This is a genomic window from Ensifer sp. LC11 (assembly GCF_001695835.1).
Classification (GTDB): Bacteria; Pseudomonadota; Alphaproteobacteria; order Rhizobiales; family Rhizobiaceae; genus Ensifer.
In genome coordinates this window covers 37217-51556 of the sequence record NZ_MBSO01000002.1, presented here as the reverse complement: position 1 = coordinate 51556, position 14340 = coordinate 37217, and the positions used below count along the sequence as shown (strand labels likewise).

At 62.8% G+C, this 14340-nt stretch carries 12 protein-coding genes; 8 read left to right on the top strand and 4 right to left on the bottom strand.

Annotated elements, in window-relative coordinates; all coding sequences use genetic code 11:
• The first annotated feature begins 10 nt into the window (after positions 1-10).
• Genes kdpB through BBX50_RS01205 form a run of 4 tightly spaced genes read left to right on the top strand, consistent with a single transcriptional unit; the run spans position 11 to position 6106 of the window.
• On the top strand, positions 11-2128 hold the full coding sequence (kdpB, locus tag BBX50_RS01220) for a potassium-transporting ATPase subunit KdpB (protein WP_065773506.1): 2118 nt from the start codon (positions 11-13) through the stop codon (positions 2126-2128).
• 2 nt (positions 2129-2130) lie between these two features.
• Entirely contained in the window at positions 2131-2700 is a 570-nt protein-coding gene (gene kdpC, locus BBX50_RS01215) for a potassium-transporting ATPase subunit KdpC (protein WP_065773505.1), read from the top strand.
• 20 nt (positions 2701-2720) lie between these two features.
• The gene (locus tag BBX50_RS01210) at positions 2721-5417 is read left to right on the top strand and encodes a sensor histidine kinase KdpD (protein ID WP_065773504.1); all 2697 of its coding nucleotides are present in this window, start codon (positions 2721-2723) and stop codon (positions 5415-5417) included.
• The gene (locus BBX50_RS01205; RefSeq protein WP_065773503.1) at positions 5414-6106 is read left to right on the top strand and encodes a response regulator; all 693 of its coding nucleotides are present in this window, start codon (positions 5414-5416) and stop codon (positions 6104-6106) included. The genes BBX50_RS01210 and BBX50_RS01205 overlap by 4 nt, the downstream gene beginning before the upstream one ends.
• A 36-nt stretch (positions 6107-6142) precedes the next feature.
• On the opposite strand, the gene BBX50_RS01200 is transcribed toward BBX50_RS01205, so the two are convergent.
• Entirely contained in the window at positions 6143-7420 is a 1278-nt protein-coding gene (locus BBX50_RS01200) for an alpha/beta hydrolase (protein ID WP_065773502.1), read from the bottom strand.
• Between the two features lie 194 nt (positions 7421-7614).
• Positions 7615-8778 carry a class C beta-lactamase gene (gene ampC, locus BBX50_RS01195; RefSeq protein WP_065773501.1) on the bottom strand — a complete coding sequence of 388 codons (1164 nt, stop codon included), beginning with the start codon at positions 8776-8778 and terminating at the stop codon, positions 7615-7617.
• Positions 8779-9321: 543 nt separating this feature from the next.
• Here ampC and BBX50_RS01190 point away from each other — a divergent pair.
• A complete protein-coding gene (locus tag BBX50_RS01190; RefSeq protein WP_065773500.1) occupies positions 9322-9573 on the top strand; it encodes a glycine zipper 2TM domain-containing protein in 252 nt (83 codons plus the stop codon).
• A 16-nt stretch (positions 9574-9589) separates the two neighbouring features.
• On the top strand, positions 9590-9943 hold the full coding sequence (locus BBX50_RS01185) for an EF-hand domain-containing protein (RefSeq protein WP_065773499.1): 354 nt from the start codon (positions 9590-9592) through the stop codon (positions 9941-9943).
• Positions 9944-10052: 109 nt separating this feature from the next.
• Here BBX50_RS01185 and BBX50_RS01180 read toward each other — a convergent pair whose 3' ends face one another.
• Together BBX50_RS01180 and BBX50_RS01175 are read right to left on the bottom strand one after the other, a co-directional pair.
• Positions 10053-10727 carry a type 1 glutamine amidotransferase domain-containing protein gene (locus tag BBX50_RS01180; RefSeq protein ID WP_065773498.1) on the bottom strand — a complete coding sequence of 225 codons (675 nt, stop codon included), beginning with the start codon at positions 10725-10727 and terminating at the stop codon, positions 10053-10055.
• Between the two features lie 57 nt (positions 10728-10784).
• A complete protein-coding gene (locus tag BBX50_RS01175) occupies positions 10785-11636 on the bottom strand; it encodes an enoyl-CoA hydratase/isomerase family protein (RefSeq protein ID WP_244513250.1) in 852 nt (283 codons plus the stop codon).
• A gap of 438 nt (positions 11637-12074) precedes the next feature.
• Here BBX50_RS01175 and BBX50_RS01170 point away from each other — a divergent pair, with 438 nt between their 5' ends.
• Positions 12075-13361, top strand: coding sequence for a DUF3300 domain-containing protein (locus BBX50_RS01170; RefSeq protein WP_244513249.1), 1287 nt, complete (start codon positions 12075-12077; stop codon positions 13359-13361).
• A gap of 20 nt (positions 13362-13381) precedes the next feature.
• Positions 13382-14335 carry a DUF2950 domain-containing protein gene (locus tag BBX50_RS01165; protein ID WP_065773496.1) on the top strand — a complete coding sequence of 318 codons (954 nt, stop codon included), beginning with the start codon at positions 13382-13384 and terminating at the stop codon, positions 14333-14335.
• The last annotated feature ends 5 nt before the right edge of the window (positions 14336-14340 follow it).

The following is a 14340-nucleotide window of genomic DNA, read 5'->3' as shown; positions in this document are numbered from 1 at the left end:
ATTCGACACCATGTCTTCCAAACCAGTCGCTCCTAGTCTTCTGGATCCGGCAATCCTCCTGCCGGCTGTCAAGGCGGCCTTCGTCAAGCTCGACCCGCGCCAGCTCGTCCGCAACCCGGTGATCTTCGTCACTGAAGTGGTTGCGGCCGTGGTCACCGCCCTCTTTGTCCGCGACATTGCTACCGGCACCGGCAGCCCGCTGTTCTCAGGGCAGATCGCCGCCTGGCTGTGGTTCACGGTACTTTTTGCCACCTTCGCTGAAGCCGTCGCCGAAGGCCGCGGCAAGGCGCAGGCCGATAGTCTCCGCCGCACAAAGTCCGAGCTGACGGCCCGCAAGCTCGTCGCGGCCGATGGCCGGGAAACCCAGACGATCGCTGCGACCTCGCTGAGGGTCGGAGACCTCGTGCTGGTCGAAGCCGGGGAACTGATCCCCGGCGACGGCGAGGTTGTCGAAGGCGTCGCCTCCGTCAACGAAAGCGCCATCACCGGTGAATCGGCGCCTGTCATTCGCGAATCGGGCGGTGATCGTTCGGCCGTCACCGGCGGCACGCAGGTGCTGTCCGACTGGATCAAGGTCCGCATCGGCGTCGCGCCGGGCAATACCTTCGTCGATCGCATGATCGCGCTGATCGAGGGCGCCCAGCGCCAGAAGACCCCGAACGAAATCGCCCTTTCGATCCTGCTTTCGGGTCTGACGCTGATCTTCCTCGTCGCCGTCGTCACGCTCTGGGGGCTTGCCGGTTACTCCGGGACGGTTCTGTCCGTAACGGTGCTTGCCGCCCTGCTGGTCACGCTGATCCCGACCACCATCGGTGGCCTGCTCTCGGCGATCGGTATCGCCGGCATGGATCGCCTGGTTCGCTTCAATGTCATCGCCACCTCGGGCCGCGCCGTTGAAGCCGCCGGCGACGTCGACACGCTGCTGCTCGACAAGACGGGCACGATCACCTTCGGCAACCGCATGGCTGCCGACTTCATGCCGGTGCCGGGCGTCAGCGAGGCGGAACTCGCCGATGCAGCACTGCTCGCAAGCCTTGCCGACGAAACGCCGGAGGGACGTTCGATTGCAGCCCTTGCGACCGGTGAGTTCGGTCGCCAGGCGCCCGCCGTTTCGCTTCCCGATGCAAGCAAGGGTGAGGTCGTGGCGCTTGCCGTTGGTGGCGGTGGCAGCTCGGCCGGCGCGACCCGGATCGACGCGGTCATTCCGTTTGCCGCGGAGACAAGGCTCTCGGGCGTTGATTTCGCCGGTCGCCGGCTGCGCAAGGGCGCCGTCGACTCGATCCTGAAGTTCACCGGCATCCGCGATGAGAACGTGCCAAACGAGTTTCGCCGCGCCGTTGACCAGGTGGCGCGCACAGGCGGCACGCCGCTTGCCGTCGCAGACGGTCCGCGCCTGCTCGGCGTCATCCACCTGAAGGACGTGGTGAAACCGGGCATCAAGGAGCGTTTTGCGGCGCTGCGCGCCATGGGCATCCGCACGGTCATGGTGACCGGCGACAACCCGGTGACGGCCGCGGCGATTGCCTCCGAAGCAGGTGTCGATGATTTCCTCGCCGAAGCAACGCCCGAGGACAAGCTCGCCTATATCCGCAAGGAGCAACAGGGTGGCCGCCTCATCGCCATGTGCGGCGACGGTACCAATGACGCACCGGCGCTCGCCCAGGCCGATGTCGGCGTCGCCATGCAGACCGGCACCCAGGCTGCCCGCGAGGCCGCCAACATGGTGGACCTCGATTCCAGCCCGACGAAGCTTATCGAGATCGTCGAGATCGGCAAGCAGCTCCTGATGACCCGCGGCTCGCTGACGACGTTTTCGATCGCCAACGACGTGGCGAAGTACTTCGCCATCATCCCGGCGCTGTTCATCACCACCTATCCGGCGCTGGCAGCACTCAACGTCATGGGCCTCGCCTCGCCGCAATCGGCGATCCTGTCTGCGGTGATCTTCAATGCGCTGATCATCGTCGCGCTGATCCCGCTGGCGCTGAAGGGCGTCAAGTATCGGCCGGTCGGCGCTGCTGCGCTGCTGCGCCGCAACCTCCTTGTCTACGGTCTCGGCGGTATTCTCCTGCCCTTTGCTGGCATCAAGCTCGTCGACCTTGCCGTCAACGCACTCAATCTGGTGTAACCATGCTGAACCAACTTCGCCCCGCCATCGTGATGACCGTGCTCCTCACCGCCATCACCGGACTTGCCTATCCCTTCGCGATCACCGGCGCCTCGCAGGTGCTGATGCCGGCACAGGCAAACGGCAGTCTCATCGAGAAGGACGGCGCGCTGATCGGCTCGGCGCTGATCGGCCAGAACTTCACCTCGGACAAGTACTTCTGGCCGCGCCCATCCGCGACCGGCCCGGAGGCCTACAATGCCGGCGCATCGAGCGGCTCCAACCTCGGCACAACATCGGTCAAGCTCAAGGATCGCGTCGCCGCTGACGTCGAGCGCCTGAAGGCCACCGGGTTCACGGGGGAAATTCCCGCCGATGCGGCAACCACCTCCGGTTCCGGTCTCGACCCGCACATCACACCGGCCTTTGCCCAGGCGCAGATCGCCCGGGTTGCCAAGGCGCGCGGTTTGAGCGAAGCGGATGTCACCGCCCTGGTTGACAAGGCGACGGAGGATCGGCTGTTCGGGGTCGTAGGCGAGCCGCGCGTCAATGTGCTAGAACTGAACCTGGCCCTTGATACGCCTCGAACCTGAGACCACTCCTGAGATAATGCATGCCCGACAGTGATCGCGACGCCAAAAGTCGCCCCGACCCAGACGCGCTACTGGCTCTTGCTGCGCAGGATCACCGAGGAAAACTGACCGTTTTCCTCGGTGCCGCGCCCGGCGTCGGCAAGACCTATGCGATGCTGACGCGGGCCCGCCGGCTCAAGCAAGATGGCGTCGATATCGTCATCGGGCTTGTCGAAACCCACGGGCGCAGCGAGACCGCCGCGCTCATTGAAGACCTGGAAATCTTGCCGCGCCGCGATGTGAACCATCGCGGCCGTGCTCTTTCCGAGTTCGATCTGGATGCGGCGCTTGCGCGGCGACCGAAGATCATCGTTGTCGACGAACTCGCTCACAGCAATCCGGCCGAAAGCCGGCATCCGAAGCGCTACCAGGATATTGAGGAACTGATCGCCGCCGGCATTGATGTCTGGACCGCGCTCAACATTCAGCACCTCGAAAGCCTCTCGGACATCGTTGCCCAGATCGCCGGCGTACCGGTGCGCGAGCGGGTGCCGGATACGGTGCTAAAGCGCGCTGACGAGGTGCTGCTGGTCGATCTGCCACCCGCCGAACTGATCGAGCGGCTGAAGGAAGGCAAGGTCTATCTGCCCGACAGCGCCAAGCGCGCGGTCGACCGCTTCTTCCGCCTCGGCAACCTGACGGCGCTGCGCGAACTGGCGCTCCGGCGCACGGCCGACCGGGTCGACGACCAGATGGTCGACTACCTGAAGCAGAATGCGATCGAAGGGGTCTGGGCGAGTGGCGAGCGGCTGCTTGTCTGCATCGGTCCCGATCCCCTGTCGGAGAAGGTGGTCCGCACCGCGAGCCGGCTCGCCGAGGGATTGAATGCCCCCTGGATCGTCGTCTTCATCGAACGTGCCGACCGCGAAAGCGGTGACGGCGACGACGTGCGCCGGCTCGACGAGACCTTTCGGCTCGCCGAGCAGCTGGGTGCCGAGACGCGCCGCATCATCGGCAACGACTTCGTCGAGGAAATCCTGAAGCTCGCGCGCCGCGAACATGCGACGCAGATCGTCATCGGCGCGCGGCGTCAGTCCTTTCCGATGCGGCTGTTCCGCCAATCGCTCCCTGACGCTTTGGCCGAACGCGTGTCCGGTGTCGGCATCCATCTCGTCACCGATCGCGAGACCGTGCCCGCCAAGCGGCGGTCAGCGATGAAGAAGACGCTGCCACCGGGAACCGGGCGCGCCGTCGCCATCGCCGCCGGGTCGGTCGCCGGGGCAACGGCGGTCGGATTGCTGCTCGGTCACTTCATCGTCCTGCCCAATATTTCGCTTCTCTATCTGCTCGCGGTTCTCGCTTCGGCGACCTATGCGGGCCACATCTCGGCGATCGCCGCGTCGCTGTTTTCGGTGCTCGCCTACAACTTCTTCTTCATCAAGCCGACCGGCACCTTCACCATCGCCGAGCCGCACGAGGTTTTTGCGCTCGTCATCTTCCTTGTCGCTGCGACCCTTGCTGGCAGCCTCGCATCGCGGGTGCGCGAACAGGCAAAGACGGCGCGTCAACGCGCAGCCGCGACCCAGGCGCTCTACGATTTTTCCCGCAAGCTTTCCGGCACCGCCAAGGCGGACGATGTGCTGTGGGCGGCCGTAACGCAGATGCAATCGACGTTGAAACGCAGTTCGGCGCTGCTTCTGCCGGAGGACGGAGACCTGCAACTGAAAGCGGCCTGGCCGCCGGACACCGAGCTCGACGTCACCGACGTCATGGCGGCGCGCTGGGCGATGGACAAGAGGGAGCCGGCCGGCAACGGTACGGGCACGCTGCCGAACAGCCCGTTTCACTTCCGGCCGCTGACGAGCCCGCATGGTGTTGTCGGCGTCTGCGGCTTCGTCCAGGCGGACAAGCCGCTGGAGATCAACGAGGAGCGGGCGCTGGCGGCGATCCTCGACCAGACGGCGATTGCCGTCGACCGGGCGCGCCTGTCGCGTGAAAGCCTCGACCAGGCGGCAAAGCTCGAAGGCGAGCGCTTCCGCGCAGCACTCCTGTCGTCCATCTCGCACGACCTGCGGACGCCGCTTGCAACCATCACCGGGGCCGTCACCAGCCTGCGCCAGCTCGGCGACCGCATGCCGCCGGAAAGCCGTGACGATCTGTTGAAATCGATCGAGGAGGAGGGCGGTCGCCTGACACGCTTCGTTGCCAACCTGCTCGACATGACCCGCATCGAGGCCGGCACCGTCAATGCCAAGCGCGATTGGGTCGATGTCGCTGATGCTGTGCGCGCGTCGGTCGATCGCGCTCGCAAATACTTCCCCGAGCGCGAGATCGAGACAAGCATCGCGCCGGATCTGCCTTTGATGCGCGGCGACAGCGTGCTTCTCGGGCAGGTGCTCTTCAACCTGCTCGACAATGCCAACAAGTATGGCGGCGACGAGCCGATCAGCATCTATGCCCGGTGCGACGGCAACGAGATCGTGCTGTCGGTGACCGACCTTGGAAAGGGCATCGCGCCGAAGGATCTCGAGCAGGTTTTCGAAAAATTCTTCCGCCGCGGCAAGGCGGATGGCCGCACGCCGGGGACGGGCCTTGGGCTTTCGATTGCCAAGGGTTTCGTCGAGGCCATGGGGGGCCAGATCAAGGCGGAAAGCCCGGCGCTCAGACGCCGCGGCACGCGTGTTTCCATGCGTTTTCCCGCCGCCAAGGCTGAAATTTCCGAAAAGGACCGTGCATGAGCGTTGAGCGTATCCTCGTTGTCGACGACGAGCCCCAGATCCAGCGCTTCCTGAAGCCGGCGCTGAGTGCCGCCGGCTATGACGTATTGGAGGCGATGACCGGTGCCGCGGCGCTGAAGGCGGCGGCGACGAGCGCACCCGACATTGTCATCCTCGATCTCGGTCTGCCGGATATGGACGGCAAGGAGGTCATCGCCAATCTGCGTGGCTGGTCGCAAGTGCCGATCATCATTCTGTCTGCCCGCGACCGCGAAAGCGAAAAGATCGCGGCTCTTGACCTTGGCGCCGACGACTACATCGAAAAACCCTTCGGCATCGGGGAACTGACCGCCCGCATCCGGACGGCACTGCGCCACCGCGTCCAGATGGATGGCGGCCAGACGCAGCTCTCTGCCGACGGCGTGGCGATCGACACGATCAAGCGCGTGGTGACGAAGGATGGCGAGCCGGTGCGCCTGACGCCGAAAGAGTATGATCTCCTGGTCATGCTGGCGCATCACGCCGGCCGCGTCGTCACCCACAAGACGCTGCTCACCTCGGTCTGGGGCGTCGCCCACGGCGAGGACCTGCACTATCTCAGGGTCTTCATCGGCCAGTTGCGCGGCAAGATCGAGCGCGACCCGGCCGATCCGAAAATCATCCGCACGGAGCCGGGCGTCGGCTACCGCTTCGTCGGCGACGACGGCTGATGGCCGGCCGTCGCAAAAGACGGCAGCCGCTGGTCGTTACTTGATCTTCACCGGCTGCGGCGTGTTGCTTGAGAGCGTATCTCCAACGACCACCCTCTTCTTCTTCGCCGGCTGCGGATTTTCCAGGATCGACACCGGCGCAGAGACGGTGACAGCCGCGACATTGCCGACGTTTCTGGCTGTACCGGCGACAACCGCTGCAATGCCGGTTCCAACCGAGATATCGGAATCGGTTAGTGTCTGGCCCGTGGCAAGCCGCGTGCCGATGAGCTGGACGATTTCCGGGCTTTCCGCGAATTTTCCGTGGTGCAGGCTGTCCTCGGATTTGACCTTCGTCAGGTCGATGGCGGTAATGCCGGCCCGTTCCAACTGGGTGCGATAGGGCTCAGCCGATGGGTCGATAGCACCGAGACGGGAGACGTCGCCGGAAATGAAGCTGGAAAGCGCCAGCGCGCGGTCATCCTGCGAAACGAAGATCGTGAATTTCGGCCGCTTGTCACCCATCTCGACGAACTGCTTGGCAAAAACGTCGAGGTCGATGTCGGGCGAGGCAAGGATGACGTTCTTGACCTTGGAGGGCACATTGCCGTCACGAATGCCCATCTGCCGGAGCGATTCCATCGTGAGCCACGTTCCCATCGAATGGGCAAGGATGGTGATGTCCTTGACCTTCGGCGCGTCGGAGAGCTTTTTCAGGATGTCTTCGAGAGCCGTGCGCGAATAGTTCGTGCTTTCCTTGTCATAGTTGTAGTCGAAGACGTTGGCGCGGGATGGCCAGGTAAACAGGACAGGCGTCGCCTGGACGTCCGAGTCATGGACGATCTGTGCAAGCCGGTAGACCGAATCCTCATAGCGGTTGTTGAAGCCGTGGACGAAGACGAAGGCATGGCCGCCGACATCGTGCTGCAAGAACCAGGACTTGGCCTCATCGAGTGTTTGGAGTTCACGCACGCGCGTGACGGCGAATTCCTTGGCCGGATCCGGCGGCAGCTTGCGCGGCCACTGTACCGTGCCCGATTTGCGCACCGTCTCGGGCGGGATCGACACGGCAACGTCCGTGAGGAAGGTGTTGGCGTCGCGTTCGCCTGAAAACAGCGTTGCCGGGTCGCCCGAAGGCTGGCGGGTCGTTGCGACAAGCATGTCGACCGTCGATGTACCGGGGGTCGGAGAGGTCAGCGCGACAGGTGCCATCACACCTTTGGCATGACCGCCGCAGCCGGCAAGAGCCGCCAGCAGCGCAATCGTGCAAGCCGTTGTTCTCCCGCGTGTCAATCTGCCCAGCGCAGAAGTATGCAAACGTCCCCACTCAAACATAGACAGTCCCCGGAACACTTAACCCAGTCGCATCTCACAGCGCTTTCGCGAAGGGAAGATGACAACACTCGAGGCTAATATGCAAGCGGGTACAGGTTGAAGATTCGCGATCAGGTTGTCGACAAGGGCGAAGACGCCGCGTTGGACGTGTGCCCCAACGCGAAGTCATTCTGTCTGGCGGGCGCCGAAATCACCTATTGTGCGGACGCAGCCAGCGTCTCGAGGATCGCATAGGCCGCCTTGATGCGCTCGGGGATGGGGAAATTCCGGTTCGCGAGAAGCACGATGCCGACCTTCTTTTCCGGCACGAAGGCGACGTAGCCGCCAAAGCCGTTGGTAGAGCCGGTCTTGTTGTAGAGCGTTGCGCCATCCGCAAGCCTTGGTGGATCCAGCGCTTTGACGGAGTGGGCGTCGAGCGCCATGGTACGGGAGTTGCCGTCAAGCAACCGCTCCAGCGAAACCGGATAGGAGTACTGCTCCCAACCGAGGCCCTGAACCATCTTGCCGCTGTCGAAGTAGCCGATATGGGTTCCTTCGATCGCGCGGCGAACAGTGCCGTCGAACGGTCCCGGGTCGATATTGGCCTCGACGAAGCGGATCATGTCTGCAGCCGACGATTTCACGCCGTAGGCTTCCGCGTCGAACACGCCGGGATTGACCCGGATCGGCCTGTCGGCCTTGCCGTAGCCCCAGGCGTAGCTGCTCATCGCGTCCTTGGGCACGGTGACATAGCTGTGTTTGAGGCCGAGCTTGGGAAACAGTTCCGTCTCGAGAGCGTCGCCGAAGCTGCCGCCCATCGCCAGCGCCGCGGTGTGGCCGAAGAGGCCGATGCTCGGGTTGGAATAGCGTCGCTTCTTTCCAGGTTTGGCGTCGGGTTTCCATGTGCTGAAATAGCTCACCATGTCGGCGTCGTTCTTGACGGCACCGGGAAACTGCAGCGGCAACCCGCCGGCCGTGTAGGTCGCGAGATGAAGAAGGGACGCGTTGTCGATCGCGCTGCCGCTGAGCGCCGGCATGTACTTGCCGGGATGGTCTTCGAACGAGAGCTTGCCGAGTGCTTGCGCATAGGACGCGAGCGTCGCGGCGAAGGTCTTGCTGATCGAGCCCAGTTCGAACAGCGTGTTCTCGGTGACCGGTGCGTTTGTTTCCTTGGAGGCGACGCCATAGTTCATGAAGTAGTGGCGGCCGTCGACCGTGACCGCGACGGCCACGCCCGGCACCTGGTGTTCACGCATGACCGGGCGGATCGCTTTGTCGGCCGCCGCCGCTATCCGCGCCCCTTCGCCGTCGGCGGCAAGGACGGTTGCCGTGATTGTCGAGAAGATCGCAGTAGCAAGACCTAATTTGATTGCCGTCATTCCATCCATTCAATGTGTTCTTTCTCGATAGGGACGCCGTCCGTGGCGCAGGACAAAGGGGGCGTCGTCGGCCGCAGACGGCGACAGTTTATCGGGTCATTTCGCCTGAAAGGGCATTTCGTCCGTCGCTACTCCGCTGACACAAGGATTTGGACAGGACCGACCGACAGGACGAGGAAGACTTAAGTTGCTCGTTCCCAAGGCACAAACGACGATATTTCGAGGGAGATCCTAGAAAAAATAGGGCAGGGCGCTGTCGCACCCGTCTTCGGGAAGGTCAGCTCCAAAAAGAGGAGGACGATCCACCGGAACCGATCGTCAAGCGAAACGTTGTCATTACTGCCGCTCAGGGGTAGTATTCGCCCGCGGTTCAGGCGCCTTTGTCGCCAGACCGCGTGTTTAACCCGTGGACTGCTTCTGTCCGAACAGAAGAGTCTCTCCTGTATCGGGGGATCATACTCCGAAGCTTATTTACATCTGACGCCACTCAATGGCGCCTCCGCCGATCTCTATTGCAATCAGACGGCCATATTGGAGGATAAAATGAGCAAGCAGACCATAACTCTCATTCTTGCCGGCGCTCTTGCCTTGTCCGGGTGCCAGTCCGCCTACGTGTCCAAATCGGGACCGACCGGAAACGAATTCGGCTGCATTGCCGGAACCGTGGGCGGCGCGATCGTCGGCGGCCTGATCGGCTCGACCATCGGTTCGGGAACGGGCCAGCTCTGGGCGGTTGGCGGTGGTGCAACGCTTGGTGCCGCAGCCGGCAACGCGCTGACGTGCCGCTATTATTGATCGTGGAAGGTGTCGAATGAGAAAAATCGTTCTCTTGGGCTTGGCTGCGCTCTGCCAGGTCGCCCCTGCGGTCGCTCAGCAACAGACTGCGACCATGAACCAGGGGCAGATGAGTGCGCTCGACAGCAACAAGGACGGCGCGGTCGAGCGGTCTGAATATGAGGCCTTCATGAAAACGGCCTTCGCCAACCTGGACAAAAACAAGGACGGTAGCCTCAGTCCCGACGAGACGAAGCAAGCGCTGAACGCCCAGCAGTTTGCTGCCACCGACGCGAGCGGTGACGGCAAGATCACCGAGAAGGAGTTCCTGGATCAGGTGATGGCGGACTTCAAAACCGCGGACCGCAGCGGCGACGGCAACTTGAAGTAACGCCGGTCGAGCAGGTCTGCGGCAGGGTTTGCGAGTTGCGTTTCATGCGAGTTGGGTAAGGCTCGGCGGCTGGCAGGATTGCCGGCCGCCGGCCCGTCGTCATTCGGACCTACTGCAACAGCTTCAACAGTTCTTTGGCGCCTGAAGTCGAGGATGCCGGATTCTGCCCGGTGACGAGGCGGCCGTCGACGACGGTGAAATCCGCCCAGTCGGCCGCCTTCTCGAAGTGGCCGCCGAGACGCTTCAGTTCGTCTTCGACCAGGAATGGGACGATTTTCGTCAGTTGAACGGCTTCTTCCTCCGAGTTGGTGAAACCGGTTACGCGCTTTCCCTTGACGATGGGTTCACCCTGGTAGGTGACCTTGCTGAGTACCCCCGGCCCATGGCAGACCGCGGCGACCGGCTTGCCGGCGTTATAGAAACTCTCGATCAGGGCGATCGAGTTCCGGTCGTTGACGAGATCCCACATCGGGCCGTGGCCGCCCGGATAGAACACCGCGTCGAAACCGTCTGACTTGACGTCGGCGAGCCGGAGCGTGTTTGCCAAGACCCGCTGCGTTGCCGGATCCTCCTTGAACCGGGCCATCGCCTCGGTCTGGTTGCCCGGATCGTCGCTCTTGGGATCGATTGGCGGTTGGCCGCCCTTGGGCGAAGCAAGCGTGATCTCGACGCCGGCATCCTTGAACACGTAGTAGGGTGCGGCAAATTCCTCGAGCCAGAAGCCGGTCGGCTTGCCGGTATTGCCAAGCTGGTCGTGCGACGTCAGAACCATGAGTATCTTCATCTTTCTCTCCCTGGGCTAGGGCGGCCCACATCGGGCCGCCAATCGGATGGGGCTCGGCTATTCCTTGTACTTGGCTGTGAACTGGCCGAGATTTTTCTCGACGTCACCGGGCTGCTGCAGACCCTGCTCGACCAGCGCCTTGACGCGGGACTGAGCGGCCGGCCGTTGTACGGAGGTGATGAATGCGTCCCAACCTGGCTGCATCTCCTCCTCTGGCGGCAGGCTGGCCCGATCGATCAACTTCTTGGTTTCGACAATGGCGTATTGGTCGAACGAGGCGATGCGCCTGGCCAGACCGTCGACAAAGGCGTCCAGCTCGGCATCCGGCAGCGCCCTGTTCACATAGCCGTAGCGCTCGGCCAGTTCTCCATTGAAATCGTCAGCGCCGATCAGGATCTCTATTGCCCGGCCGCGGCCGACAAGACGAGGCAGGTAGGCCATGGGACCGCCGCCTGGGACGAAACCGGCGCCGACTTCGAATTGCGACAGTACTGCTTTCTCGCGACTGGCGAAACGCATATCGGCGGCGAGCGCCAGTTCACTGCCGATGCCGCTTGCCCGCCCGCGCAGCGAAACGATCGTCACGGCCTTGAGGCGGCTGAGGCGGGTCATGAAGTCTGGCACCGGATGCATGCCGGTCGGGCCGGCAGGCATGCCGGTCGAATCTTCGAGTGGCTTCAAAAGGTCGTAGTGCGCCATGAAATAGCCCGGCACCGAACTGTCGAAGACGACGACCTTGACGTTCGGGTCGGCCTCGATCTGGTCGAGGATCTTCACGAGTTGACGAACCTCTGCCGGGCCAACGATGTTGAGCGGCGGATTGTTGAAGGTAACGGTCCAATAGGCCGGGCTGTTCTGCGTCAGCCGGATCTTTTCGCCCTGCGCGGCCTCTCCGGCCGGGGCCTGCACAACCCTGCTGCCGGATGGGTCTGCAGACTGCGCCGGCGTCAGGGTGGTGGAGTAAAGCGCTGCCGAGGCGGCAAGAACAGTGGCCAGTTTCTTGAGTGTGAAGCCTTTCACCGTCGTATCTCCTCTGCTCGAGGCTCCGATTGGATCGGTAGCCGCTCGATCGTTGATGAGGACATGTTCTTTCATTGCAGCTTTCGGGTGAATATCCATCTATCGGCGGTCACTGTTCCGAAATTCGGCATAATGTTCGGCTCGCCTGGAAAGCGTGGGCGCCTTGTTTTACTCCTGGTTGTCGTAATTTCGGTTGCAATTGCTTCGTCTTGTGCATTCTCTAGCGGAACGAAACGCCGGACTAGAGGAGAGACCATGTTTGACCGACCTCGTTCTTTGCGCGCGCCGACGATGGCATTGCTTGCTTTGTTGACCGGTTCATTTGCGATGCAAAGTGCCGTCGCGCAGGAGCAAGCAGCGGCCCAGGCGCCGGCCGAAGAGGCGCCCCAGCCGCTCAGCGAGGAAGAGCTAGAGGTCCTGGTTGCGCGCATCGCGCTCTATCCAGATGAACTCGTGGCCCTGGTGACATCCGCCTCGCTCTATCCGCTGCAGATCGTTGAGGCGGAACGTTTCCTCGAGGACTCGAAGTCGAAGAAGGACCTGAAGCCGAAGGACACTTGGGACGGCAGCGTCGTTTCGCTTTTGAACTATCCCGAGATCGTCAAGATGATGAGCGACGACCTGGACTGGACCCAGGCACTCAGCAATGCTCTCGCCTATCAGCAAAAGGATGTCCTGGTCGCCATTCAGCAGTTGCGCGACAAGGCTGTCGCCGATGGCGTCATCAAGTCAGACGACAAGGTGGTCGTGAAGCAGGAGAACGACAATGTCGTGATCCAAGCCGCCAATCCGGAAAAGATCTACGTGCCACAGTACGAGCCGCAGATGCTTTACGATCCGGGTTATGCGCCGGCCCCGATCGCCTATTATCCCGAGCCCTACCCGAACTACTACTATCCGACGGCGACCTTCTTTGCCGGCGTTGTTACCGGCGCCGTCTTTGCCGCGGCCGTCGACTGGGATGACTGGGGCGTCTGGGGTGGCCGCTGGAACGGTGGCGACATCGACATCGACTGCGACCACTGCTTCAACAATGTCGACATCAACGGCAAGGTGAAGTTCAATGATATCGACTGGAAGAACGTCGACCGCAGCAAGATCAGCTTTGACAAGAACCAGTTCGCCAAGATCGATCGCACGTCGCTGAAGAACGATTTCGAGCAGGTGAAGGGCAACAATATCGCCAATCGCGCGAAAGCCGTGCGCACCGACCAGATCGGCACGGTCGCTAACAGAGGCGCGAGTAGGATCTCGGTCGATGATGTCCGCAAGAGCAAGGTCGAGGCGCGCCAGCGGGAGAATGTTGGCCGGACGGACGTCGGCCTTGGCGATCGGAAGCCGGGCAACCAGATCAAATCGCGACCCGCGGGCGCCGACAAGATCGGCAACGCCAGGCCCGCCGCCAGGAACGATCGTCAGATCGCCAAGCCGAAGCCGGGTGGCAAGATCGAGCGCGGTGGTGGCGGCAAACCATCGGCCCTTGGCCAGGTGCAGAGCGGCAGAGTGACCAAGGTGCAGTCGGACCGCGGCCGTCAGGCGCTTGGCGGCGGCCATCGCGGCGGCGGTCAGCCGCACCGAGAGGTCCGTCGCGGCGGCGGCGGACGGCACCGGTAGATCGAGGGGGGAGAACGCAAATGATCAAGATCGCACGCAATCTGCTCCTGTCCACGATCGCCGGCGTCGTTGTCGCCAGCGCTTCTGCGATGGCTGTCTCAGCGCAAGATGGCTCCGGGGCGCCACTTTCCGACTATGCCGCGGCCAGCGATCCGCCGGCGTTCGATACGCCCGATCAGGCGGTTGACGCCTTCAAGTCGGCGGTCGCCTCAGGTGATTTCGACAAGCTCGCGAACCTGGTGGGTCTGGACGCCGCCAAGGCCAAGGCGAGCGACGGTGTCATGGACGCCTATGCCGATATCCAGGCGGGGGTGAAGAAGAAGGTGACGGTCGAGGACGTCGAGAACCGCAAGGTGCTGGAGATCGGCGATGTGCTCTGGCCTTTCCCGTTCCCGATCGCCAAGGGTGATGATGGCAAGTGGGCCTTCGATACCTATACCGGTCTTGAGGAGATCGCCAATCGTCTGGTCGGGAGCAATGAACTCGACACGATCGCCACGGTGCGGGCCTATGTCGAGGCCCAGGAGGAGTACGCGCTTGCAGATCACGATGGTGACGGCGTTCTGGAATACGCGCAGAAGCTGATCAGCAGCGAGGGCAAGACGGATGGGCTCTATTGGCCCGCTACCGAAGGCGAGCCGCAAAGCCCGGCTGGCGAAGCGCTTGCCGACGGCGCTGTGCTCGCCAGGGCACAGGCCGGCAAGGGCTACTTCGGCTATCGCTATCGCGTGCTGACGAGCCAGGGTGACAACATCGCCGGCGGCAAGTTCGACTACATCATCAACGGCAACATGATCGCCGGTTTCGGGCTTGTCGCCTGGCCGGTGAAGTATGGCGTGACAGGCGTTCACAGCTTCGTCGTCAACCGCAACGGCACCGTCTATCAGGCCGATCTCGGTGACAAGACCGAGAGCGTTGCCTCAGGCATCCGACAGTTCAACCCGAACGACAATTGGCAGGTCGTGGAGGATTAACGCTC